At 68.9% G+C, this 22,973-nt stretch carries 18 protein-coding genes; 9 read left to right on the top strand and 9 right to left on the bottom strand.

Features of this window, described 5'->3' with window-relative positions:
* The first annotated feature begins 60 nt into the window (after positions 1 to 60).
* Genes E4191_RS03075 through E4191_RS03060 form a run of 4 tightly spaced genes read left to right on the top strand, consistent with a single transcriptional unit; the run spans position 61 to position 4,651 of the window.
* Positions 61 to 1,581, top strand: coding sequence for an ABC transporter ATP-binding protein (locus E4191_RS03075; RefSeq protein WP_135312105.1), 1,521 nt, complete (start codon positions 61 to 63; stop codon positions 1,579 to 1,581).
* Positions 1,578 to 2,654, top strand: a complete 1,077-nt coding sequence (locus tag E4191_RS03070; RefSeq protein ID WP_135312104.1) for an ABC transporter permease — start codon at positions 1,578 to 1,580, stop codon at positions 2,652 to 2,654. Before E4191_RS03075 ends, E4191_RS03070 begins: the two co-directional genes overlap by 4 nt.
* A complete protein-coding gene (locus tag E4191_RS03065; RefSeq protein WP_135312103.1) occupies positions 2,651 to 3,541 on the top strand; it encodes an ABC transporter permease in 891 nt (296 codons plus the stop codon). The genes E4191_RS03070 and E4191_RS03065 overlap by 4 nt, the downstream gene beginning before the upstream one ends.
* Before the next feature lie 33 nt (positions 3,542 to 3,574).
* A complete protein-coding gene (locus E4191_RS03060; RefSeq protein ID WP_135312102.1) occupies positions 3,575 to 4,651 on the top strand; it encodes a BMP family ABC transporter substrate-binding protein in 1,077 nt (358 codons plus the stop codon).
* A gap of 271 nt (positions 4,652 to 4,922) precedes the next feature.
* Here E4191_RS03060 and purU read toward each other — a convergent pair whose 3' ends face one another.
* From purU to E4191_RS03040, 4 genes are all read right to left on the bottom strand, one after another.
* Complete coding sequence (gene purU, locus E4191_RS03055) at positions 4,923 to 5,807, bottom strand: formyltetrahydrofolate deformylase (protein WP_135312101.1); 885 nt, start codon at positions 5,805 to 5,807, stop codon at positions 4,923 to 4,925.
* Positions 5,808 to 5,929: 122 nt separating this feature from the next.
* On the bottom strand, positions 5,930 to 7,096 hold the full coding sequence (locus E4191_RS03050; protein ID WP_135312100.1) for a M20 aminoacylase family protein: 1,167 nt from the start codon (positions 7,094 to 7,096) through the stop codon (positions 5,930 to 5,932).
* Positions 7,097 to 7,160: 64 nt separating this feature from the next.
* Entirely contained in the window at positions 7,161 to 8,504 is a 1,344-nt protein-coding gene (locus E4191_RS03045; protein ID WP_135312099.1) for an NAD(P)/FAD-dependent oxidoreductase, read from the bottom strand.
* The gene (locus E4191_RS03040) at positions 8,501 to 10,333 is read right to left on the bottom strand and encodes an ABC transporter ATP-binding protein (protein WP_176562615.1); all 1,833 of its coding nucleotides are present in this window, start codon (positions 10,331 to 10,333) and stop codon (positions 8,501 to 8,503) included. Before E4191_RS03040 ends, E4191_RS03045 begins: the two co-directional genes overlap by 4 nt.
* A gap of 259 nt (positions 10,334 to 10,592) precedes the next feature.
* On the opposite strand from E4191_RS03040, the gene E4191_RS03035 reads away from it, so the two are divergent.
* The 3 genes from E4191_RS03035 (at position 10,593) to E4191_RS03025 (ending at position 14,390) form a co-directional block, all read left to right on the top strand.
* Complete coding sequence (locus E4191_RS03035) at positions 10,593 to 12,296, top strand: peptide ABC transporter substrate-binding protein (protein WP_135312098.1); 1,704 nt, start codon at positions 10,593 to 10,595, stop codon at positions 12,294 to 12,296.
* Positions 12,297 to 12,400: 104 nt separating this feature from the next.
* Positions 12,401 to 13,408, top strand: coding sequence for an ABC transporter permease (locus E4191_RS03030; protein ID WP_135312097.1), 1,008 nt, complete (start codon positions 12,401 to 12,403; stop codon positions 13,406 to 13,408).
* Positions 13,401 to 14,390, top strand: a complete 990-nt coding sequence (locus tag E4191_RS03025; RefSeq protein ID WP_135312096.1) for an ABC transporter permease — start codon at positions 13,401 to 13,403, stop codon at positions 14,388 to 14,390. The genes E4191_RS03030 and E4191_RS03025 overlap by 8 nt, the downstream gene beginning before the upstream one ends.
* Positions 14,391 to 14,539: 149 nt before the next feature.
* On the opposite strand, the gene E4191_RS03020 is transcribed toward E4191_RS03025, so the two are convergent.
* From E4191_RS03020 to E4191_RS03005, 4 genes are read right to left on the bottom strand one after another with little or no spacing between them, the layout of a single operon-like run.
* Positions 14,540 to 16,855: an aldehyde dehydrogenase family protein gene (locus E4191_RS03020; protein WP_135312095.1), complete on the bottom strand. Its 2,316-nt coding sequence runs from the start codon at positions 16,853 to 16,855 to the stop codon at positions 14,540 to 14,542.
* A 7-nt stretch (positions 16,856 to 16,862) separates the two neighbouring features.
* Positions 16,863 to 17,801 (bottom strand): deoxyribose-phosphate aldolase, encoded by a 939-nt coding sequence (deoC, locus tag E4191_RS03015; RefSeq protein WP_135312094.1) that lies wholly within the window; start codon positions 17,799 to 17,801, stop codon positions 16,863 to 16,865.
* Entirely contained in the window at positions 17,798 to 18,364 is a 567-nt protein-coding gene (locus E4191_RS03010; RefSeq protein WP_135312093.1) for a DUF1523 family protein, read from the bottom strand. The genes deoC and E4191_RS03010 overlap by 4 nt, the downstream gene beginning before the upstream one ends.
* 13 nt (positions 18,365 to 18,377) lie before the next feature.
* Positions 18,378 to 18,656, bottom strand: a complete 279-nt coding sequence (locus E4191_RS03005) for a hypothetical protein (protein ID WP_228461501.1) — start codon at positions 18,654 to 18,656, stop codon at positions 18,378 to 18,380.
* 169 nt (positions 18,657 to 18,825) lie between these two features.
* On the opposite strand from E4191_RS03005, the gene E4191_RS03000 reads away from it, so the two are divergent.
* Together E4191_RS03000 and E4191_RS02995 are read left to right on the top strand one after the other, a co-directional pair.
* Positions 18,826 to 19,746, top strand: coding sequence for a cation diffusion facilitator family transporter (locus E4191_RS03000; RefSeq protein WP_135312092.1), 921 nt, complete (start codon positions 18,826 to 18,828; stop codon positions 19,744 to 19,746).
* Between the two features lie 52 nt (positions 19,747 to 19,798).
* On the top strand, positions 19,799 to 20,626 hold the full coding sequence (locus E4191_RS02995) for an EcsC family protein (RefSeq protein ID WP_135312091.1): 828 nt from the start codon (positions 19,799 to 19,801) through the stop codon (positions 20,624 to 20,626).
* Here the strand turns inward: E4191_RS02995 and E4191_RS02990 are convergent.
* Positions 20,590 to 22,956: an ATP-dependent helicase gene (locus E4191_RS02990; protein ID WP_135312090.1), complete on the bottom strand. Its 2,367-nt coding sequence runs from the start codon at positions 22,954 to 22,956 to the stop codon at positions 20,590 to 20,592. The two genes, E4191_RS02995 and E4191_RS02990, sit on opposite strands and share 37 nt — an antisense overlap.
* Positions 22,957 to 22,973: the final 17 nt, after the last annotated feature.

Genomic DNA, 22,973 nt, shown 5'->3' with positions numbered 1-22,973 from the left:
CAATTGCCAGGGTCGCGATTTGCGGTCTAAGCAGGCAAGGCTTTGACCGAGGGGACAGACTTGACCGACATCGCCGTCTTTCGTGCCGAAGGGATCGGCAAGTCCTATCCCGGCGTGCGCGCCAATGACGACGTGTCGTTTACCGTCCGTGCCGGAGAGATCCACGCCCTTTTGGGCGAGAACGGCGCGGGCAAGTCGACGCTGGTCAAGATGATCTACGGCCTCGTGCGTCCCGATGACGGGCGGATGTGGCTGGGGGCCAGCCCCCATGCGCCCGCCGATCCCCGCGCCGCCCGTGCGGCGGGCGTGGCGATGGTGTTCCAGCATTTCAGCCTGTTCGACGCGCTGACCGTGGCCGAGAACATTGCCCTTGGCATGGAGGCCCCGCCGCCCCGGCGCGAACTGGCCGCGCGCATCACCAAGGTCAGCCATGACTTCGGCCTGCCCCTGAACCCCGCGCGGCGCATCGTCACCCTGTCGGCGGGCGAACGCCAGCGGGTCGAGATCATCCGCTGCCTGCTGCAGGATCCGCGCCTGCTGATCATGGACGAACCGACCTCGGTGCTGACCCCGCAGGAGGCCGAGCTGCTGTTCGCCACGCTGCGCAAGCTGGCGGCGGGCGGCACCGCGATCCTCTATATCAGCCACAAGCTGGACGAGATCCGCGCCCATTGCGACCGTGCCACGATCCTGCGCCACGGAAAGGTCGTGGACAGCTGCGATCCCCGCGCCCATTCCGCCCGCGATCTGGCGGCGATGATGGTCGGCGGGCAGATGCGCGTCATCGACCGCTCGGGCCGTCAGGCGGGCGCGGTGCTGCTGCAGGTCACCGCCCTCAGCCAGCCCGCCCCGGATGCCGAGGGCACGGCGCTGAAGGACATCGCCCTGACGCTGCGCGCGGGCGAGATCCTGGGGATCGGCGGCGTGGCGGGCAACGGGCAGGAGGAGCTGCTGGCCGCCCTGTCGGGCGAGGTCCGCAGCGCACCGGGCAGCGTCGTGCTGGAGGGCGCCGATCTCTCGGCCCAAGGCCCCGAGCCGCGCCGCGTGGCGGGCCTGCTGACCGCGCCCGAGGACCGGCTTGGCCATGCCGCCGTGCCCGATTTCAGCCTGACCGAAAACACCCTGCTGACCGCCGGCGCCCGCAAGGGGCTGGTGCGGCGCGGGATGATCGACCACGGTGCCGCGCGCGACTATGCGCTGGCGGTCATCCAGGGCTTCGACGTGCGCACTCCCGGCCCCCATGTGCCCGCCCGCGCCCTGTCGGGGGGCAATCTGCAGAAATTCGTGATCGGGCGCGAGGTCATGCAGGATCCCCGCGTGCTGGTCGTCAACCAGCCCACCTGGGGCGTGGATGCCGGCGCCGCGGCTGCCGTCCGCCAGTCGCTGCTGGATCTGGCGCGCCAGGGCGCGGGCGTCATCGTCATCAGCCAGGATCTGGACGAGCTGCTGGAGCTGTCCGACCGCTTCTGCGCCCTGAACGAGGGGCGGCTGTCGCCCCCCGTCCCCACCGAAGGCCTGACGCTGGACCGCATCGGCCTGATGCTGGGCGGCGCGCATGGCATGGAAGAGGCCCGCCCATGATCCTGCTGGTGCCCCGGCAAACCGCCTCGAACGGCTGGCAGATCGCCACGCCGGTGATGGCCGTGCTGGCCACGATGGTCACGGGCGGTTTGCTGTTCGCGATCATGGGCTATGACCCGGTTGCGGCGATCCGCACGATCTTCTGGGACCCGCTGTTCGGGCCGGCCGCCTCCTATTCCCGCCCGCAGCTGCTGATCAAGGCCGCGCCGCTGATCCTGATCGCCTCGGGCCTGGCCATCGGCTTTCGGGCCGGCATCTGGAACATCGGGGCCGAGGGGCAGTACATCATCGGCGCCATCACCGGCGCCGCCGTCGCGCTGGCGCTGTACCCGCTGGAGGCGTGGTGGCTGTTCCCGCTGATGGTGCTGGCGGGGCTGGCCGGGGGCTGGGCCTGGGGCATGATCCCCGCGCTGCTCCGGAACTGGTTCGGAGCGTCGGAAATTCTGGTGTCTCTGATGCTGGTCTATGTGGCGCAGCGTGTGGCGGCCTGGATGGCCTTCGGCCCGATGCGGAACCCCGAGGGCATGGGCTTTCCCGGCTCGCGCAACCTGCAGCAATACCCGTCGGCCGCCAACCCCGAGCTGATCGCGGGCACCGGCGCGCATTGGGGCGTGGTCGCCGCCGCCGTGGCCGTGCTGGCGACCTGGGTGCTGATGAGCCGCCATATCCGCGGCTTCCACATCCGCGCCGCCGGCACCGCGCCGCGCGCCGCCCGTTTCGCGGGCGTCAGCCCCACGACGCTGGTGGCCTTCTGTCTGGGCCTGTCGGGCGCGCTGGCGGGTGCCGCGGGCCTTTTCGAGGTCGCGGGCCCGGCGGGCCAGATCACCGACAACCTGGGCACGGGCTATGGCTTCACCGCCATCATCGTGGCCTTTCTGGGACGGCTGCATCCGGTGGGCATCCTGCTGGCCGGCCTGCTGCTGGCCCTGACCTATATCGGCGGAGAGCTGGCGCAGCTGACCATGTCCCTGCCCGCCGCCACCGTGCAGGTGTTCCAGGGGATGCTGCTGTTCTTCCTGCTGGGCTTCGATCTGCTGACCCGCTTCCGGATCCGCCGGAGGGTTCGCGCATGATGATCGACCCGCTCTCCGTCTTCCTGCTGCTTCTGTCGGCCGCGACCCCGATCCTCTTCGCCGCCTTGGGCGAGCTGGTGGCCGAACGCGCGGGCGTGCTGAACTTGGGCGTCGAGGGGATGATGATCACCGGCGCGCTGGCGGGCTTTGCCGCCGCCTATGCCACCGGAAATCCGTTCCTGGGCTTCCTGGTCGCGGCCATCGCGGGAGCTGTCATCTCGATGCTGTTCGCGCTGCTGACGCAGCTGTTTTTGGCCAACCAGGTCGCCTCGGGCCTGGCGCTGACCCTGTTCGGGCTGGGCCTGGCCGCGATGTTCGGCAAGCCCTTCGAGGGCGTGAAGGCGCCGCCCATGCCCGCGGGCCCCCTGCGCATCAACTGGATCGTCTGGCTGGGGCTGATCATGGTGCCGCTGATCTGGGCGTTCCTGAACCGGTCCCGCGCGGGCCTGATCCTGCGCGGCGTGGGCGAGAACCACGAAGCCGCCCATGCGCTCGGCTACAGCGTGCGGCTGACCCGCACCGCCGCCATCGCCTTCGGCGGCGCCATGGCGGGGGTCGGCGGCGCGTTCATCTCGATCGCGACAGTGCTGCAATGGACGGAAGGGATGACGGCGGGCGCGGGCTGGATCGCGCTGGCCATCGTGGTCTTCTCCAAATGGACCGCGCCGGGCGTGCTGGCGGGCGCATGGCTCTTCGGCGGCGTGACCGTGCTGCAGCTGCGCCTGCAGGCGGCGGGGGTCGCGGTGCCGGTGCAGCTGTTGTCCATGGCGCCCTATCTGGCCACGATCCTGGTGCTGGTCATCATCTCGGCCCGCCAGAAATACAGCCGGCGCGCGGGCGGCGGGGCGCCCGGATCGCTCGGGCGGAATTTCCACGCGCTGCGCTGACACGCAGCCGACCACGACAGAAAGAGGGACATCATGCATCGCAGAACACTTCTGGCCACCGCCTCGGCGCTGGCCGCCACGCTGGCCGCCCCCGCCTTCGCGCAGGACGAGCCGCTCAAGATCGGCTTCATCTATGTGGGCCCGGTGGGCGACGGCGGCTGGACCTATCAGCACGATCTGGGCCGTCAGGCGATCGAGGCCGAATACGGCGACCGGGTCGAGACCACCTTCATCGAAAGCGTGCCCGAGGGCGCCGATGCCGAACGCGCCCTGACCCAGCTGGCGCTGGCCGGCAACGACCTGATCTTCGCCACCAGCTTCGGCTTCATGGACCCGGTGATGAACGTCGCGGCCAGGTTTCCCGACGTGAAGTTCGAACATGCCACCGGCTACAAGCGCTCCGAAAACGTCGCCACCTATGACGCGCGCTTCTACGAGGGCCGCGCCGTGATCGGCACCATCGCGGGCCGGATGACCGAATCCGACATCATCGGCTATATCGGGTCCTTCCCGATCCCCGAGGTGATCCAGGGCATCAACTCCAGCTTCATCCATGCCCGCAAGGTGAACCCGGACGTGGAGATGCGCGTGGTCTGGGCCTACAGCTGGTTCGATCCCGCGAAGGAGGCCGATGCCGCCGCCGCGCTGCTGGCCGAAGGCGTGGACGTGATCCTGCAGCACACCGACTCGACCGCACCCCTGGCGCAGGCGCAGGCGGCGGGCGCCATCGGCTTCGGCCAGGCCAGCGACATGGCGGCCTTCAAGCCCTCGCCCCGCGTCGCCTCGATCATCGACGAATGGTCGCCCTACTACATCAAGCGCGTCGGCGCGATGCTGGACGGCACCTGGGAAAGCGGTGCCAGCTGGGCCGGGATCGGTGACGGCGAGGTCGTGATCGGCGAGATCACCGACGCGGTGCCCGCCGAGGTCAAGGCCGAGGCCGAGGCCCTGCGCGACGCCATCGGCGCGGGCGAGTACCACCCCTTCACCGGCCCGCTGAACAAGGCAGACGGCTCGGTCTGGCTGGCCGAAGGAGAGACCGCCTCGGACGAGGACCTGCAGTCGATGAACTTCTACGTCGAAGGCATCACCGCCCAGATCCCGCAGTAACGAAAAGGAAGGCAGGGGGCGCTGCCCCCCGCCGCCTGCGGCGCCTCCCCCCGGGATATTTGGACCAAGATGAATAGCATGACGCCCCGCCTTCGATCCGGACGCGGGGCGCTTTGCCGTGATTGGTCATCGGCCCCCCGCCTGTTCCGCAGAGCCGGCGATCCAGCATCGGGTCAAGGCGAACTCAAGCCATTTCGCCTTGGCACAAATATCCTGCGGGGGGAGTCGCGCTTGCGCGACGGGGGGCCCAAAGCCCCCCTTTTGCGGCAGCTCAGCCCATCCGCTCGCTGGCATAGCTGCCGGGCGAGGGTGGAAAGACCACCGTCTTGGCGGCGTTCAGGAAGACCCGCCCGTGGATATGCGCGTGGACCGCCCGGGCCAGCACCTGCGCCTCGACATCGCGGCCAAGCGAGACGTAATCGCCCGGCGATTGGGCATGGGTGACGCGCACGGTGTCCTGTTCGATGATCGGGCCCTCGTCCAGATCGGCGGTGACGTAATGGCTGGTCGCGCCGATCAGCTTCACGCCGCGCTCGTAGGCCTGCTTGTAGGGGTTGGCGCCCTTGAAGCTGGGCAGGAACGAGTGGTGGATGTTGATGATCCGCCCCGACATCTGCTGGCACATCCGGTCCGACAGCACCTGCATGTAGCGCGCCAGCACGACCAGCTCGGCGCCCGATCGGTCGATGACCTCCATCTGCTGCGCCTCGGCCTGCGCCTTGGAGGCGGCATCGACGCGGATCATGTGGAAGGGGATGTCATGGTTCACCACGACCTTCTGGTAGTCGTGGTGGTTCGAGATGACGCCCACGATCTCGATCGGCAGCGCGCCGATGCGCCAGCGGTACAGCAGGTCGTTCAGGCAATGGCCGAAGCGGCTGACCATGATCAGCACCTTCTTCTTCATCGCGTCGTCGGTGACCTCGGCCTCCATCCCGAAGCGGGCGGCGATGGGCGCGAAGCCCGCGCGCAGGTCGTCCAAGCCCGCCGGCCCCTCGGACCGGAAGCTGACGCGCATGAAGAACCGGCCCGTCTCCACGTCGTCGAACTGCGCGCTGTCGGTGATGTTGCACTGGGCCTCGGCCAGAAATCCCGAAATTGCCGCGACGATCCCGCGGGTCGAGGCGCAGGTCACGCGCAGGGTATAGGTCTTCATGCGTCGGTCGTCCCTTCATTGCCGGGGGGCGCCAGACCCGTGCCTGACGCCCCCCGGACACTTCGACCGATCGCCGCGAAAGGGCAATCGCATTCGCGACCGCCAAGGCGCGGCCTGCGACATCAGGCAGCGGGCAGGCGCGCCTCGACCATGCCGGCATACCAGCTGGAGCCCGCCGGGATCGCCTCGTCGTTGAAGTTGTAGGCGGGGTGGTGGACCATCGCCGTGTCGCCGTTGCCGACCCAGATGTAGGCGCCGGGGCGTTCGTTCAGCATGTAGCTGAAATCCTCGCCGCCCATCATCGGCTGCATGTCCATGTCCACCCCGCCCGAGATCTGGCGCGCGACATCCGCCGCCCAATCGGTGGCCTGCGGGTCGTTCATGGTGACCGGATAGCCGCGCTGGTAGTCGACATGGGCGGTGGCGCCCATCGCGGCGGCCATGTTGGTGGCGACGCGGGTGATGCCCTCCTCCAGCTGGTCGCGGACATGGGGCGCCAGGCTGCGGGCGGTGCCGCGCAGCTTGACCACCTGCGGGATGACGTTGTGCGCCGTCGAATCCGTCGAGACCACGCAGACCGAGATCACCGCATTGTCCAGCGGGTCGATGTTGCGCGCGACGACCGATTGCAGCGCCACGATGATCTGCGCCGCCGTCAGCGTGGTGTCGATGCAGGAATGCGGCTTGGCGGCATGCCCGCCCTTGCCGGTCACGGTGATGTCGAACTGGTCGGCGGCCGCCATCATCGCGCCGGGCCGGATCGAGAACTGGCCCACCGGCATGCCGGGCATGTTGTGCATGCCGTAGAACTCGTCGATCTTCCAGCGGTCGACCAGACCGTCCAGCACCATCGCCTCGCCGCCCGCGCCGCCCTCTTCGGCGGGCTGGAAGATGACGACCGCGGTGCCGTCGAAGTTGCGCGTCTCGGCCAGGTACTTGGCGGCGCCCAGCAGCATGGCGGTGTGCCCGTCATGGCCGCAGGCATGCATCGCGCCCGGCGTCTTCGAGGCATAGTCGACGCCCGTCTGCTCGTGGATCGGCAGCGCGTCCATGTCGGCGCGCAGGCCCACGACGCGGCCCGTGCTGTCCGTGCGGCCCTTGATGACGCCCACGACGCCCGTGCGGCCCACGCCCTCCGTCACCTCGTCGCAGCCGAACTCGCGCAGCAGCTGGGCCACGCGGCCCGCCGTCCGGTGGACCTCGTACAGAAGTTCGGGATTCTCGTGGAAGTCGCGGCGCCAGGCGGTGATCTCGGGCAGCAGTTCGGCAAAGCGGTTCTTGACGGGCATGATGGTCTCCTTCGGGCGCAGGGTGGCGATTTCCTGCACGGTCTGCAAGAGGGCGGGCCGGGCTTTACAGGTCCGGCCCCAGGCGGACGGGCGATCCGTCCGAAAAACGGGCAAAGCGGAAACGGCGCAGATCATGGGCCGGGGGTCGGCCCTGCATCATGTCGGCCATCACCCGCCCCACCCCGGGGCCGATGCCGAAGCCGTGGCCCGACAGGCCCGTGGCGATGAAGAACCCTGACAGGGGCGTCTGGTCCAGCACCGGGACCTGGTCGGGCAGCGTGTCGATCATCCCGGCCCAGGCCGCGCGGATCCGGGGCCGACCGACCTGCGGGAAGGCCGCACCGAAATCGTCCTGCAACCGCACGACCCGCGCGGTGTTGGGCGGGGGCGAGAGGACCCGCATCGCCTCGAAGGGCGAGGGCGCGTCGGGCCGCCAGCGCCGCCGGGTGGTCCAGGCATCGGGATAGCCGCGGGGCGCGGCACCCTGCAGCCGCGTCAGGCGCAGGTCGCGCCGGATCATCGGCAGATAGGCCCGCATGTGGCGCAGCGCCGCCGGGCCGATCCAGAAATCATGCGCCATCCCGGGCGCCAGCGTGTAGCCGCCATCCGCGCGACGGCGGAAGGCGAACCTGGAATCGGTGGCAGCCCCCGACCAGAACTCGGGCAGCGCCTCGGTCGCGGCGACGGTGGCGCGCACCGACAGCTGCGGCAGGGCCAGCCCGGCATTGCCGGCGAACAGCCCCGACCACGCGCCCCCCGCCAGCAGCACCCGGTCGGTGCGGATCGTGCCGGCCTCGGTCACCACGCCGGCGACGCGGCCATCCTGCAGGTCCAGCGCGCGCACGGCGCAGTGTTCACGGATCACCACGCCCTCGGACGCGGCCAGCCGGGCGATGGCGGGCACCGCCTGCCCCGGCTCGGCCCGCATGTCCGAGGGGGTCTGCAGCGCCCCGGCCCAGCCCGCCCGATGAGGCAGCAAGGCCGCCAGTGCCTGCCGGCCGATCACCCGGCTGTCCAGCCCATGCGCGCGGGCGATGTCCAGCCAGCCCTCGTAGCGCGCCATCGCGGCCTCGTCGGGGGCGAGGAAGCTGACTCCGCAGGTCGCCAGCCCCAGCTGGTCGCCCAGCTCCTGCGCCAGCGAGGACCACAGCCGACGCGCGTCCAGCATCACCGGGATCTCGGCCTCGTCGCGGCCCTGCGCGCGGATCCATCCCCAGTTGCGGCTGGACTGCTCGCCCGCGATCACGCCCTTCTCGCACAGCACGACCCGCAGCCCGTCTCGCGCCAGGTAGAGCGCGGTCGTCACCCCCGCGATGCCGCCGCCGATCACGACCACATCCGCCGCCTCGGGCAGATCGGCCCGGTGCACGGGCGGGCTGTCGGGACCGATCGGCGGCGCGGGCCTCATGAATGGGTGACCGGATCGACCAGCACCCGGTGTCCCGGCGCGACCTCGCGATAGACGGACGGCCGGGCCACGTAGTCCACCGGATGCATGGGCGAGGGGATGGGCCGGAAGGTCAGATCCTCGCTGATCTTCTTCTGGCGCGGATCGGCCACCGGCACGGCCAGCATCAGCTGGCGGGTATAGCTGTGCTGCGGGTTCTCGAAGACCTGCGCGCGGGTGCCCATCTCCACGATGCGGCCCAGATACATGACGCCCACATGATGGCTGACGCGTTCGACCACCGCCATGTCATGGCTGATGAACAGCATCGAGATGCCCAGGTCCTGCTGCAGCTCCATCAGCAGGTTCAGCACCTGCGCCTGAACCGACACGTCCAGCGCCGACACCGCTTCGTCCGCCACGATCAGCTTGGGGTTCAGCGCCAGCGCGCGGGCGATGGCGATGCGCTGGCGCTGCCCGCCCGACATCTCGTGCGGATAGCGGCGCATGTAGCTGCGCGGCAGCTCGACCCGGTCGAAGAGCGCGGCGATGCGGTCCTGGCGTTCGGATTTCGAGCCGATGCCGTAATTCTCCATCGGCTCGGCCACCTGATCGTACAGCTTCATGTGCGGATCGAGGCTGGCGAAGGGGTCCTGAAAGATCATCTGCATGTCGCGCCGCGCCCGGCGCAGATCGCGCTGCGACAGCCCGATGATGTCGGTGCCGCCCAGATCGACGGTGCCAGATTCGGGCTCGACCAGCCGCAGCAGCGACCGCCCGCAGGTCGATTTCCCGCAGCCCGATTCGCCGACCAGAGACAGCGTCTCGCCGGAATTGATGGTGAAGCTGACATCCTCGACCGCGTGGACGCGCGCCACGGTTCGGCGCAGGATGCCGCCTTTGACGGCAAAGCGCGTGGTCAGGTTCCGGACCGTCAGCAGCGGCTTGGGGTCCTTGACGATGATCGGCTCGGGCGCGCCATGGGTGCCGTCGGTCATCAGGCGCAGACGCTCGGGCGCGGGTTTTCCGGTCATTTCCCCAAGGCGCGGCACGGCGGCCAGCAGCATCTTGGTGTAATCCTGCTGCGGGTTCTCGAAGATCTCGACGGCGGTGCCCTCTTCGACCTTGTCGCCGCGATACATGACCACGACACGATCTGCCATCTGCGCGACCACGGCCATGTCATGGGTGATGAAAAGAACGGCAATCTGCTTTTCCCGCTTCAGCCGGTCGATCAGGGCCAGGATTTCGGCCTGAATCGTCACGTCCAGCGCGGTGGTGGGCTCGTCGCAGATCAGCAAGCGGGGTTCGCAGGCCATGGCGATGGCGATCACGACGCGCTGGCGCATGCCGCCCGACAATTCGTGCGGATATTGGTCCAGGCGGCGTTCCGGTTCGGGGATGCGGACCTGGCGCAGGATCTCCAGCGCGCGGGCGCGGGCCTCGTGCTTCTTCAGGCCCCGATGGGCGATCAGCCCCTCGACCAGCTGATCCCCCACGGTGAAGACCGGGTTCAGCGCGGTCATCGGTTCCTGGAAGATCATGCCGATCTGGTTGCCGCGGATGTCGCGCATCGCGGCGCCGGATTGGGTCGCCAGATCGACCACCTGCCCGTCATTGCGTTCGAACATCAGCTTGCCGCCCGCGATGGTGCCGCCGCCGAACTCCACCAGCCGCATCAGCGACAGCGAGCTGACCGACTTGCCCGACCCGGACTCGCCCACCACGCAGACGCATTCGCCGGGATTGATGGTGAAGCTGACATCCCGCACGCCGACCACGACCCCATCGTTCGTCTCGAATTCGACCCGAAGTTCCTCAATGGAAACAAGTGGTTTGTCGTCCAGCATGGCAGGCCCCCGGAAATGTCCAAGACGGCAGGCTAGCCGCTGCCTTGGGAAAGTCAAAGCCGAAACCGAACAGACCGACCGGTGCGATGGGTCTTGCTTTCCGCGCGGGCTTCGTTCGATGATGCGCGCATTCCGCAGGGATGATGACACCGCGAACACAGCCCCGGGCAGCCGGGACAGACGACAAGAAAACCGGCCCCAGAATGGCCGGAGGTGGCGTGGAACCCCCCGCGGGCCGCACGACCAACAGGAGAGATTGATGAAACTGAGAACCGTTCTGATGGGCGCCGCCGCAAGCATGGCGATGGCCCCCGCAGCCTATGCCGAACGCGGCAGCGACGGGCAGCTGGGCATCGTCATGTGGCAGGCGCCCTCGACGATGAACCCCTATCTGTCCGGCGGCACCAAGGAGATCATCGCCGGCAGCCTGGCGCTGGAGCCGCTGGCCGGCTTCGATGCCGAAGGCGCCATCTATCCGCGCCTCGTGACCGAGATCCCGTCGCTGGAGAACGGCGGCATCTCCGAGGACATGACCTCGGTCACCTGGACGTTGCGCGACGACATCACCTGGTCGGACGGCACGCCGCTGACCGCCGACGACGTAGTCTTCACCGCCGATTATTGCATGGATCCCAACGGCGGCTGCTCGCAGCTGGCCAAGTTCGAGGGCGTCACCGCCGTCGAGGCGGTCGATCCGCAGACCGTGCGCATCACCTTCGCGTCGCCGCGCCCCGATCCGTTCTCGGCCTTCGTGGGCTCGCAGTCGCCGATCCTGCAGAAGGCGCAGTTCGAGAACTGCGTGGGTGCCAATGCCCCGACCTGCACCGACCAGAACTTCGGCCCGATCGGCACCGGCCCGTTTCGCGTCACGCAGTTCCTGACCAACGACACCATCAGCCTGGAAGCCAACCCCGAATACCGCGACCCGGCCAAGCCCGCCTTCGCGACGGTGCTGGTCAAGGGCGGCGGCGATGCGGCCGGCGCGGCGCGCTCGGTCCTGGAGACGGGCGAGTTCGACTATGCCTGGAACACCCAGCTGGCCCCCGACGTCATCGCCGGCATGGAGGCCGCGGGCCTGGGCCAGGTGACCGCCGCCTTCGGCAGCCTGGTCGAACGCATCCACGTCAACCTGACCGATCCCTCCTCGTCCCTGCCCGAGGGAGAGCGGTCCACCGCCGCTCATCCCCATCCCTTCCTGTCCGACCCCGCCGTGCGCCAGGCCCTGTCCATGGCCATCGACCGCGAGCTGCTGGTCGAGATCGGCTACGGCACCTCGGGCCAGGCGACCTGCAACTATGTCCCCGCGCCCGAAAGCTGGGCCTCGGACAACACCGACTGCCTCACCCAAGACATTGAGGGCGCCAATGCCCTGCTGGAAGAGGCCGGCTGGACGATGGGCGGCAACGGCATCCGCGAGAAGGACGGCGTGCAGCTGAACATGGTCTTCCAGACCTCGGTCAATGCGGTGCGCCAGGACTTCCAGGCGCTGATCAAGCAGTGGTGGTCCGAGATCGGCGTCGAGACCGAGCTGAAGACCGTCGATGCCTCGGTCTTCTTCGGCTCGGATGCGGGCTCGCCCGACACGCTGCAGAAGTTCTATGCCGACGTGCAGATGTATGCCGACAACTTCGACGGCAACAACCCGGCCCCCTACCTGGCCAAGCACACCTGCGACAAGGCCCCCTCGCCCGCCAACCAGTGGCAGGGTGAAGGCATCAGCCGCTTCTGCGATCCCGAATACGACCGCATGGTGTCCGAGCTGGACGGCATCATCGATGCCGAAGAGCGCGCGCAGATGGGCCGCACGATGAACGACATGCTGACCAAGGACAGCAACGCGATCATCCCGCTGGTCTATCGCGGCACCGCCTCGGCGCATGCCAACGCGCTTGGCGGCGTGCAGCTGAACGCATGGGACAGCGAGATCTGGAACATCGCGGACTGGACCCGCGTCGCGCCGTAAGACGTCCCGCCGCCCCGGCCCCTCGCGGCCGGGGCGGCTCCCTTGTCGTCGCAGCCGCGTGACGGAAGGACGGACCCGCCCGCATTTCCACGGATCGAGGCACCATGCTGAGTTTCACCCTGCGCCGGCTGCTGCTGGCCATTCCCACCCTGCTGTTCATCTCGCTGGTGATCTTCCTGCTGCTCGAGGCGTCGCCCGGCGACCCCCTGGGCGACGTGCCCCTGACCGTGCCGCCCGAGGTCCGCGAACGCATGCGCGCCGCCCTGGGCCTGGGCGAGCCCTGGCCCGTCCGCTACCTGCTGTGGCTGAAGCAGTTCTTCTGGGTCGAGCCGCTCTACTGGACCGACCGCTGGTTCGGCACCGATTTCAGCCAGGGCGCGCAGCGCATCATCAGCTTCCAGTCGCGCAGCCCGGTCTTCGACGTGATCGCGCAGCGCATTCCGCAGACGCTGACCGTGGTGGGCATGTCCTATGTGGTGGGCATCCTGATCGCCATCCCGATCGGCATCCTGTCGGCCTACAAGCAGTACAGCTGGTTCGACCAGATCGGCACCTTCATCTCGATGATCGGCTTCTCGATGCCGACCTTCTTCACGGGGGTCGTCCTGATCATCATCTTCGCGGTGAACCTGCAGTGGTTCCCCTCCGTCTACAACACCACGCTGGAGGTGAATGACTGGGACAGCTTCCTGCAGCAGGTCCGCCAGATGGTCATGCCGGTGACGGTGCTGGCGCTCTACAACGCGGCGCAGATCAGCCGCTTCATGCGCTCGTCCATGCTGGACAACCTGGGCCAGGACTATGTGCGCACCGCCCGCGCCAAGGGCCTGTCCGAACGCAAGGTCGTGCTGAAGCACGTGCTGAGGAACAGCCTGATCCCGGTCGTGACGGTCATCGCGCTCGGCCTGCCGGCGGTCTTCGGCGGCGCCATCATCACCGAGCAGGTGTTCCGGGTGAACGGGCTGGGCCAGCTCCTGATCTCGGCCATCCATGCCAACGACATTCCCATGGTGCTGACGCTGACCTTCATCTTCGCCATCCTGATCGTCGTCTTCACCCTGATCGCAGACATCCTCTACGGGGTGCTGGACCCGAGGATCCGCTATGACTGACACCAACACACCCGAAGAGCGCGTCCGCGCCCTGCATGCCGCCGCCGGCAACGCGGCCACCCCCGAAGCGGCAAGCCCCCCGGTCGTGCCCCCGCCGGTCGCCGCGACCCGCAGCCAATGGTCCGACGTCTGGCGCCAGTTCCGCAGCCATCGCGGCGCGATGCTGGGGCTGGTGATCTTCGTGTCGATCATCCTCTTCGTGTCGGTGGGCCCGCTGGTCTGGACGACCGACCCGACATTCGTGGACATCCGCGCCCGCAATTCCGGCTTCTCGCTGACCCATCCCCTGGGCACCGACCAGCTGGGCCGGGATCTTCTCGCGCGGCTGATGGCGGGGGGGCAGGTGTCGATCGCGGTGGGTCTGACGGCGATGATCATCGCCATCACCATCGGCAGCCTGATCGGCGTCGTGTCGGGCTATTTCCGAAGGCTGGACGGCCCTCTGATGCGCCTGACCGAGCTGTTCCTGGCGCTGCCGCTGCTGCCCCTGCTGCTGCTGATGGTCACCCTGTTCCGCGAGCCGCTGTCCCAGACCTTCGGCCCCGCCCTGGGCATCTTCTTCCTGATCGTGACGGCCATCGGCGCGACCAGCTGGATGCAGGCGGCCCGCATCGTGCGCGGCGAGGTGCTGGGCCTGAAGGAGCGCGAGTTCATCCTGGCCGCCCGCTCGATCGGGACGCCCGCGCACCGGATGATCACGCGCCACATCCTGCCCAACGTGCTGTCGCCGATCATGGTCGCCGCCACCTTGGGCATCGCGACCGCCATCATCACCGAATCCGCACTCAGCTTCCTGGGCCTGGGCTTCCCGCCGGACTTCCCGACCTGGGGCCGGCTGCTTTTCGATGCCGTCGATCAGATGGTTCTGTACCCTTGGCGGGTGATCTTTCCGGGCCTGCTGATCTCGCTGACGGTGCTCTGCGTCAACTATATCGGCGACGGTCTGCGGGACGCCATGGATCCGCGCATCCGGGGCCGCTGAGGGGGGCCAGCCCCCCATCGCCTGACGGCGATCCCCCCCCGGGATATTTGGGCCAAGATGAAATGCCCCGTCTTCATCTTGGCCGCAAGTATCCTCGGGGGTGAATTGGCCGAAGGCCAAGAGGGGGCAGACTGCCCCCTTCCTTTTGCCTAGTAGGCCGCGCCGCCGCTGCCTGCGGGCAGGGCGCCATAGGGCAGCCAGATCGTCTTCTGCCGCGTCGCATGGTGCAGGAAGCTCTCGCCCTGCGCCTGAGGGCCCGTCCAGTCGCGGGGCGGGATGGACCAGACGGGGGTCACCGTGCCGCCGGCGGCATGGTCGATCGCGGCCAGATCCGCGGCTGCGCCAGCGTGCCAGAAGGCCGCGACCTCCTCGTGGGCGGCCAGATGCGGGGACAGCTCGGCACCCGCGCCGGTGACGACATTGACCACCCCGCCCGGCAGGTCGGAGGTGTCGAAGACCTGGCACAGGTCCATGACCGGCAGCGGATCGTTCTCGGCGGGGATCGCCACCACCACATTGCCCATCGCGATGGCGGGCAGGACCAGGGACACGAAGCCTGTCAGCGGCTGGCCATTCGGACAGGTGATGCCGATGATGCCGTGGGGCTCGGGGATCACGGTCACCAGATGGCCGGGCTTGGCCTGGACCGTGCGGCCGTCGAACTTGTCGGCCCAGGCGGCATAGTGGAAGGCGCTGGCCAAGGCGGCCTCGACCTCGGCGGGGCTGGTGCGGGCGGCGAACTCGTCCCGGCGGGCGGCCAGGTTCTCGGCGATGAAATAGAGGACCTGCGCGCGAGCGTGACCGCCCATCGCCGCCCATTTGCCCGCCTTGGCCGCGGCCTCGACTGCATTGCGGATGTCCTTGCGGCTGCCTTGGGGCGCCAGTCCCCCCGGCACGGCATACATCGCGCCGCCATCGGGGCGCTTCTGGGTGCCGCCGATATAGAGCTTGGCGGTGCGGTCGATCCCTTGGGCCGCGGCGACGGTCGGCTTCGGGAGGACCCCCGCCGGGGGAGCGATCGCCGGGCCCGTCAGGTAGTCCAGCATCCCCGCATGTCCGCCCTCGCGGCCATGACCGCTGTCGCGCATGCCGCCGAAGGGGGCGGCGGCGTCAAACATGTTGGCGCCGTTGATCCAGATGACCCCGGCCTTGATGCGCGCTGCCAGATCGGTGGCGACCGTCGCGCTTTCCGACCAGACCGAGCCCGCCAGCCCGTAGCGGGTGGCATTGGCCAGCTCGATCGCCTCGTCGGCGGTGCGGAAGGTCGACAGCGTGGCGATGGGGCCGAAGATCTCCTGCACCATGCCGGGATTGGCGGGGGCGATGTTGCGCAGATAGCCGGGCGCGATAAAACAGCCCTCCTGCGGCTGGCCGCCGACCAGTTCGGCGCCCTGATCGACCGCCGCCTGGCAGATCGACAAAATGCGGTCCTTCTGCACCGGATCGACGATGGCGCCCAGGTCGGTGGACTTGTCCAAGGGGGCGCCGACGCGCAGCCGGGCCATGCGGGCGCGCAGCAGATCCTCGAAACGCGGCGCCACGGCCTCGGCCACCAGGATGCGCGAGCCCGCGCAGCAGACCTGGCCCTGGTTGAACCAGATGCTGTCCACCACGCCCTCGACCGCGGCGTCCAGATCGGCGTCCTCCATGACGACGAAGGGCGACTTGCCGCCCAGTTCCAGCGTCAGGCGGCGGCCGGTCCCGGCCAAGGCCCGCGCGATGCCGCGCCCGACCTCGGTCGAGCCGGTGAAGGCGATCTTGTCCACATCCGAGGCGACCAGCGCCGCCCCGGTGGTCCCGTCGCCGGTCACGATGTTGACGACGCCCGCGGGCAGGCCCACGTCCTGGCAGATCTCAGCGAAGGCCAGGGCGGTCAGAGACGTGTATTCGGCAGGCTTCAGCACCACCGTGTTGCCGGCGGCCAAGGCGGGGGCAATCTTCCAGGCCAGCATCAGCAGCGGGAAGTTCCACGGGATGATCTGGCCGCAGACGCCCAAGGGCGCATGGCCGGGGAACTGGCTGTCGCGCAGCTCGGCCCAGCCCGCGTGGTGATAGAAATGCCGCGCGACCAGCGGCACGTCGATGTCGCGCGCCTCTCGGATCGGCTTGCCGTTGTCCAGCACCTCCAGCACCGACAGGAAGCGTTCGCGCTTCTGCACGTGGCGGGCCAGCGCATAGAGATGGCGCGCGCGCTCGGTTCCCGACAGGGCCGCCCATCCGGGCTGGGCCGCGCGGGCAGCCGCGACGGCGGCGGTCACATCGGCCTCGCTGCCTTGGGCGATACGGGCGAGCACATCGCCGGTCGATGGGTCGCGCGTCTCGAAGGTCTCGCCCACATCGGTAAAGGCACCGCCGATGAAATGGCCGAAGCTCTCCCTCTGCGCCAGCCAGTCGCGCACGGCCGTGCTGTCCTCGACCGACGGGCCGTATTCCATGGTTTCCATGATCTCGCTCACTCGGCTCATCGGGACCTCAGGCTGGGGCTAGACGGTGGGCGGCCGCATAGCGGCCAGTGACGTGGTGGCTGATCTGACGCTCGATATCGCCCAGCAGGCTGCTAGCGCCGATGCGGAAGAGGTCCGGGGCCAGCCAGTCGCGGCCCAGTTCCTCGGCCATCAGCACCTGCCAGCTGATCGCATCCTTGGCGGTGCGCAGGCCGCCGGCGGGCTTGAAGCCCACCTTGACGCCGGTGCGGGCGTGGTGGTCGCGGATCGTGCGGCACATGACCAGACTGACGGCCAGGGTGGCGTTCACGCCCTCCTTCCCGGTCGAGGTCTTGATCCAGTCCGCCCCCGCCTGCATCGCGACATGAGAGGCGCGCGCGACATTCTCCAGCGACTTCAGATCGCCGGTGGCGAGGATGGCCTTCAGCCGGGCCGGCCCACAAGCCTCGCGCATGGCGCGCAGCTCGTCGTAAAGCGCGGTCCAGTCGGCCTGCAGCACATGGGCGCGGGTGATGACGATGTCGATCTCGTCGGCACCCTGGTCAACGGCATAGCGGATCTCGGCCAGCCGCAGGTCCAGGGGCATCAGCCCCGCCGGAAAGCCGGTGGCGACGCTGGCCACGGGAATGCCGCTGTTTCCCAAGGCGCGCTTGGCGGGGGCGACCATCGTGGGATAGACGCAGACCGCGCCGGTGGTCAGGTCGGTGACGCCCACGGCCTCCAGCAGCTCGGGGGCAATGGGTTGGCGCGCCTTGGCGCACAGACGGGCCACGCGGTCGGGCGTGTCGTCGCCCGCCAGCGTGGTCAGGTCGATGCAGCGCACTGCGTTCAGCAGCCAGGCGGCCTGGTGGTCCTTCTTGAGGCTGCGCCGCGCGGGCAGGCTCGCCGCGCGGCGTTCCACGGCGGGGGTGTTGATGCGGATCCCCTCGAACCAGTCGGGGCGCAGGTCGGTGCCGGGATTGGTCATGCGCGGCCCCCCCGGCGCGGCATCCCGCGCTGGCGGAACTGCCCCCACATGCGCCAGACCAAGGTCAGCAGTGCCAGCAGGACGGCGCAGATGACCATGGCCGCCCAGTTCAGCGGCCGGTCGTCCGGCCCCGCGACGGTATTGATGGACACGGCGTTGGGATAGGTCGACATCCACGGCAGGCGCCAGCCATAGGCAGTCACGCTGACCCAGATCGGGCTGGCGGTGCCCGATTGCAGGTTGGTCGCCTCGGCCTGCAGGTTGGCGCTGTCATACTTGAAATAGGGCGGCCAGACCCAGCCCGTATCCTCGTTGCGATAGACGAAGACGCTGCCGCCCGGACGCACCGCATCGATGAACCGCACGTCGCGCTGCCCCTGGGCGTTCTCGACCGTGCCGGTGCTGTCCGAGGCCCAGAAGATCGTGGCCGAGGGCGGGATCGCCGTCAGCCGGTTGTAGGTGTTGGAGATCCTGACCGTGTTCTTCGAGGGCAGCGTGTAGTCCAGCAGGGCAAAGATCAGGACGCCGAACAGGACCCCGATGACGACGCGCAGATAATACATGAACAGGCAGCTCCTATTGCCAGTTGACCGTGACGACGATGCCCAGGATGGCCAGCGTCGGCAGCACGAAGACCAGAAGCGCCAGCCGCGCCCGCAGGCTGCGGTTGAACCCGGTCATCGCCTTGGCCACGAACGCGCGCCGCGCGGCGGTGTTCCCGGCCTGCTCGGGATGGCGGGCGTCCCACCGGTTCTCCAGCCGCTCGACATGCCGCGACCGGATATAAAGGCGCAGCAGCACATAGAACAGCACCTGCGCCGCCAAAAGGATCAGCCACAGCCGGATCAGTGCCACCCTCTTGCCCCCGCCTTCCCGGCCGCCGCCGCTTGCATCCCCGCCCGAAGGGTCTAGCACGGCGGTCGGGACGGGGGCCAGATGCCCCGTGGCAGGGGCGCGGACCGTTGCGCGCGCCCTCAGGAAACCCGCCCGGCCCCTCGGGTGTTGCGCCGCAAGGAGACCCGCCATGACCGAACAGAGCGTTCTGAGACTGTCCATCGCCATGACCTTCGCCGTGGCCTTGGCGGGCATCGGCATGGGCATCCTGTCCGGATCGGCCTCGATCACCTTCGACGGGATCTATTCGCTGACCGACGCGATGATGACGACGGTGGCGCTGCTGGTCTCGACCCTGATCACCTCGCGCCTGTCGGAGCGACGCCAGGCGCTGCTGGTGCAGCGCTTCACCATGGGCTTCTGGCATCTGGAGCCGATGGTGCTGGGCCTCAGCGGCGTGCTGCTGTCGGGGGCGGCGATCTATGCGCTGGTGACGGCGGTGGGCAGCCTGCTGGCCGGGGGGCGGGATCTGGATTTCGGCCGGGCGATCCTCTACGCCGCGCTGGTGCTGGCCGTGGCCGTCGGCATGGCGATCCACAACCACCGGGCCAACCGCAGGATCAAGTCGGGCTTCGTCGCGCTGGACGTGAAGGGCTGGACGATCTCGGCGGCACTGACGGGGGCGCTGCTGGTGGCCTTCCTCTTCGGTTGGGCGATCCGGGGCACCCCGCTGGAGCCGCTGTCCCCCTATGTCGACCCGGCGGTGCTGGCGCTGGTCTGTCTGGTGGTCATCCCCCTGCCCGTCCCCACGATCCGGCAGGCGCTGGCCGACATCCTCCTGATCACGCCCCCCGCCATGAAGGCCGAGGTCGACCGCATCGCCGAAGCCACCTGCGCCCGCTACGGCTTTCTGGGCCATCGCGCCTATGTCGCCCGTGTCGGCCGGGGCCGCCAGATCGAGCTGTACTTCATCGTCCCCACCGGCTGGCCGCCTATGCACCTAGAGGAATGGGATGCCATCCGCGACGAGATCGGCACCGCCATCGGCGGCGACATCGACCATCGCTGGCTGACCATCGCCTTCACCACCGATCCCGAATGGGCCGATTGACGTTGCGTCCCGCCCTCCCCAGATCTGTCTGCACATCGGAAAGGACCCGCCCATGACATTGCCGCTGGACCCCAAAGCCGCCCTGACCGTCGAGCTTGACCGCCTTGCCGCCCGCCAGCTGGCCAGCCGCGGCGCGCTGATGCGCGGGGTCGAGGCCGTGGGCCGCCTGACCGAGGGCGCCGCCACCACCCTTCTGGGCATGTCCCCCATCCAGCTGGAGAAGGTCCTGGAAAGCGCCTTCAGGCAGCTCTACGACCTGTCGGGGCGCAGCGACGGCATCGGCATCGTGCGGCAGGCGCCGCTGATCGCCAACCGCGCGGCGGCGGTGGCCAGCGGGGCGGCGGGGGGCTGGTTCGGGCTGGCGGGGATCGTGCCCGACCTGGTCGCCTCGACGACCGTGATCTTCAACTCGATCCAGAAGGTCGCCCGCCAGCACGGCTTCGACACGACCGACCCGATGGTGCGGCTGGAATGTCTGGCGGTGTTCCAGTTCGGCGAACCCGGCGAGGCGGGCAATGCGGCCGCCAAATCCTTCCTCGCCAACCGCCTGCTGACCAATGGCCAGACGGTCTCGGCGCTGATCTCGCGCTTCGCCACCCAGTTCGCGACCCGGCTGACGACCAAGCTGGGCGCGCAGGCCGTGCCGGTCATCGGGGCGGTGACCGGGGCCGCGATCAACTATGCCTTCGTCGACTACTACGAGGGCGTGGCGCAGATCCATTTCCGCCTGCTGCGGCTGGCGCAGGACCATCCCGACCTGGACATCGACGCGGAATATGCGGCGGCCCTGACCCGCGCCCGCAGCGCGCCCCGGGGCCTTGGCGCCCGGATGCGCCGCGTCGCTCAGAAGGGGACGTCGTCGCCCCCGCCCGCCGGCTGAACATAGGCCGCCTTGATGTTCTTGAACTCGGCCCCGAACTGGACGGTCAGGGTCTCCTCCGAGATGCCGATGATCTTGCCCTCGCCGAACTTGGCATGGGTGACCAGATCGCCCACCGCAAAGCGCGAGGCGGGGGCCGCGTCGATGGTGATGGGCGTGCGATGCACCGGCCCACGCCGGTCCGCCGCCCGCGCCTGCATCCGCTTCCAGCCGGGCGAGTTGTAGACATCGGCCTTGGCGACCCGCTCGCTCATCTGCGTGCTGCCCGCCCCGGCCATCGCCGCCCCGTAGCCGCCGCCATAAAGCCCCGGAGGCGTCAGCACCTCGACATGCTCCTCGGGCAGCTCGTCGATGAAGCGCGAGGGCAGCGCGCTCTGCCACTGGCCATAGAGCCGCCGGTTGCCCGCGAAGGTGATCGTCGCCAGACGCTCGGCGCGCGTGATGCCGACATAGGCCAGCCGCCGCTCCTCCTCCAGGCCCTTGGTGCCCTGCTCGTCCATGGCGCGCTGGTTGGGGAACAGCCCGTCCTCCCATCCCGGCAGGAAGACCACCGGAAATTCCAGCCCCTTGGCACCGTGCAGGGTCATGATGCTGACCTGTTCGGCCTGATCGCCATCGTCGCGGTCCATGACCAGCGACACATGCTCCAGGAAGCCCTGCAGGTTCTCGAACTCCTCCAGCGCCTTGACCAGCTCCTTGAGGTTGTCCAGCCGCCCCGGCGCGTCGGGTGACTTGTCGTTCTGCCACATGGTCGTGTAGCCCGATTCATCCAGCACCCGCTCGGCCAGCTCGACATGGCCCACGCCGTCGCGCACCGCCATGTGCGACCGCCCGATCAGCCCCACGAAATCGCGCAGGTTGGCCAGCCCCTTGCCGCCCAGCTGCTTCTCCTCGACCACGATCCGCGCGCCTTCCAGCAGGTTGACGCCGTTCTGGCGCGCCACGGCTTGGACCGTCTGCAGCGCCTTGTCGCCCAGGCCCCGCTTGGGGGTGTTCACGATCCGCTCGAAGGCCAGGTCGTCGTCGGGCGACACGACCAGCCGGAAATAGGCCATCGCATCGCGGATCTCCTGCCGCTCGTAGAAGCGGGGGCCCCCGATCACGCGATAGGGCAGCCCGATGGTCATGAACCGGTCCTCGAAGGCCCGCATCTGGTGGCTGGCCCGCACCAGGATCGCGATGTCGTTCAGCCCCACGCGGCCCAAGGCGGCGCGATGCCCGCCCTGGAACGCCTCGATCTCCTCGCCGATCCAGCGCGCCTCGGCCTCGCTGTCCCAATGCCCGATCAGGCGCACCGGCTCTCCGGGCTCGGCATCCGTCCACAGCGTCTTGCCCAGGCGCCCCTGATTGGCCGCGATCAAGCCCGAGGCCGCCCCCAGGATCTGCGGGGTCGAGCGATAGTTCTGCTCCAGCCGGATCACCTCCGCGCCCGGGAAATCCTTCTCGAAGCGCAGGATGTTGCCCACCTCGGCGCCCCGCCAGCCATAGATCGACTGGTCGTCATCGCCCACGCAGCAGATGTTGCGATGCGCCTGCGCCAGAAGCCGCAGCCACATGTATTGCGCCACGTTCGTGTCCTGATACTCGTCGACCAGGATATAGCGGAACCGCTCCTGCCATTGACGCAGCACGTCGGGATGCGCCTGGAACAACGTGACGCAGTGCATTAGCAGGTCGCCGAAATCGACCGCGTTCAGCGTCAGCAGCCGGTCCTGATAGGCCGCGTACAGCTTGCCCCCATGCCCGTCGAAAGCCTCGCCCTCGCCGCGCGGCAGGGACCCGGGGACGATGCAGCGGTTCTTCCAGCCGTCGATCAGATGCGCCAGCTGCCGCGCAGGCCAGCGCTTCTCGTCGATGTTCTCGGCCGAGATCAGCTGCTTCAGCAGCCGGATCTGGTCGTCCGTGTCCAGGATGGTGAAGCTGGGCTTCAGATGCAGCCCGTCCCGCCCGATCATCTCGGCATGGCGGCGCAGGATCTTGACGCTGATCGAATGGAAGGTGCCCAGCCACGGCATCCCCTCGACCGTGTCCCCCAGCAGACGCGCGATCCGCGTCTTCATCTCGCGCGCGGCCTTGTTGGTGAAGGTCACCGCCAGCAGCTGCCCCGGCCGCGCCCGGCCCAGCATCAGCAGATGTGCGATCCGCGTGGTCAGCGCCCGCGTCTTGCCGGTTCCGGCGCCCGCCAGCATCAGCACCGGCCCGTCCAGCACCTCGACGGCGGCACGCTGCGCGGAGTTCAGCCCCTCCAGATAGGGGGCGGGCCGCGCGGCGACGGCGCGCTGCGACAGGGGAACGGCGGTCGGGCGATCAGGGTCGTCGGTCAGGTCCATGCGCCCACCATAGCCTC

It is taken from the genome of Paracoccus liaowanqingii, assembly GCF_004683865.2.
Lineage (GTDB): Bacteria > Pseudomonadota > Alphaproteobacteria > Rhodobacterales > Rhodobacteraceae > Paracoccus > Paracoccus liaowanqingii.
The sequence above is the reverse complement of the archived record's forward strand: the minus strand, read 5'-3'. Positions and strand labels throughout refer to the sequence as shown.

What these genes read in the sequence shown, in the direction of transcription:
- E4191_RS03050 (WP_135312100.1), bottom strand. Translation starts at nt 7,096, where the DNA reads ATGCCCGTCAAGAACCGCTTTGCCGAACTGCTGCCCGAGATCACCGCC.
- purU (WP_135312101.1), bottom strand. Translation starts at nt 5,807, where the DNA reads ATGAAGACCTATACCCTGCGCGTGACCTGCGCCTCGACCCGCGGGATC.
- E4191_RS03035 (WP_135312098.1), top strand. Translation starts at nt 10,593, where the DNA reads ATGAAACTGAGAACCGTTCTGATGGGCGCCGCCGCAAGCATGGCGATG.
- E4191_RS03045 (WP_135312099.1), bottom strand. Translation starts at nt 8,504, where the DNA reads ATGAGGCCCGCGCCGCCGATCGGTCCCGACAGCCCGCCCGTGCACCGG.
- E4191_RS03010 (WP_135312093.1), bottom strand. Translation starts at nt 18,364, where the DNA reads ATGTATTATCTGCGCGTCGTCATCGGGGTCCTGTTCGGCGTCCTGATC.
- E4191_RS03025 (WP_135312096.1), top strand. Translation starts at nt 13,401, where the DNA reads ATGACTGACACCAACACACCCGAAGAGCGCGTCCGCGCCCTGCATGCC.
- E4191_RS03070 (WP_135312104.1), top strand. Translation starts at nt 1,578, where the DNA reads ATGATCCTGCTGGTGCCCCGGCAAACCGCCTCGAACGGCTGGCAGATC.
- E4191_RS03040 (WP_176562615.1), bottom strand. Translation starts at nt 10,333, where the DNA reads ATGCTGGACGACAAACCACTTGTTTCCATTGAGGAACTTCGGGTCGAA.
- deoC (WP_135312094.1), bottom strand. Translation starts at nt 17,801, where the DNA reads ATGACCAATCCCGGCACCGACCTGCGCCCCGACTGGTTCGAGGGGATC.
- E4191_RS03065 (WP_135312103.1), top strand. Translation starts at nt 2,651, where the DNA reads ATGATGATCGACCCGCTCTCCGTCTTCCTGCTGCTTCTGTCGGCCGCG.
- E4191_RS03000 (WP_135312092.1), top strand. Translation starts at nt 18,826, where the DNA reads ATGACCGAACAGAGCGTTCTGAGACTGTCCATCGCCATGACCTTCGCC.
- E4191_RS02990 (WP_135312090.1), bottom strand. Translation starts at nt 22,956, where the DNA reads ATGGACCTGACCGACGACCCTGATCGCCCGACCGCCGTTCCCCTGTCG.
- E4191_RS03060 (WP_135312102.1), top strand. Translation starts at nt 3,575, where the DNA reads ATGCATCGCAGAACACTTCTGGCCACCGCCTCGGCGCTGGCCGCCACG.
- E4191_RS03020 (WP_135312095.1), bottom strand. Translation starts at nt 16,855, where the DNA reads ATGAGCCGAGTGAGCGAGATCATGGAAACCATGGAATACGGCCCGTCG.
- E4191_RS03030 (WP_135312097.1), top strand. Translation starts at nt 12,401, where the DNA reads ATGCTGAGTTTCACCCTGCGCCGGCTGCTGCTGGCCATTCCCACCCTG.
- E4191_RS02995 (WP_135312091.1), top strand. Translation starts at nt 19,799, where the DNA reads ATGACATTGCCGCTGGACCCCAAAGCCGCCCTGACCGTCGAGCTTGAC.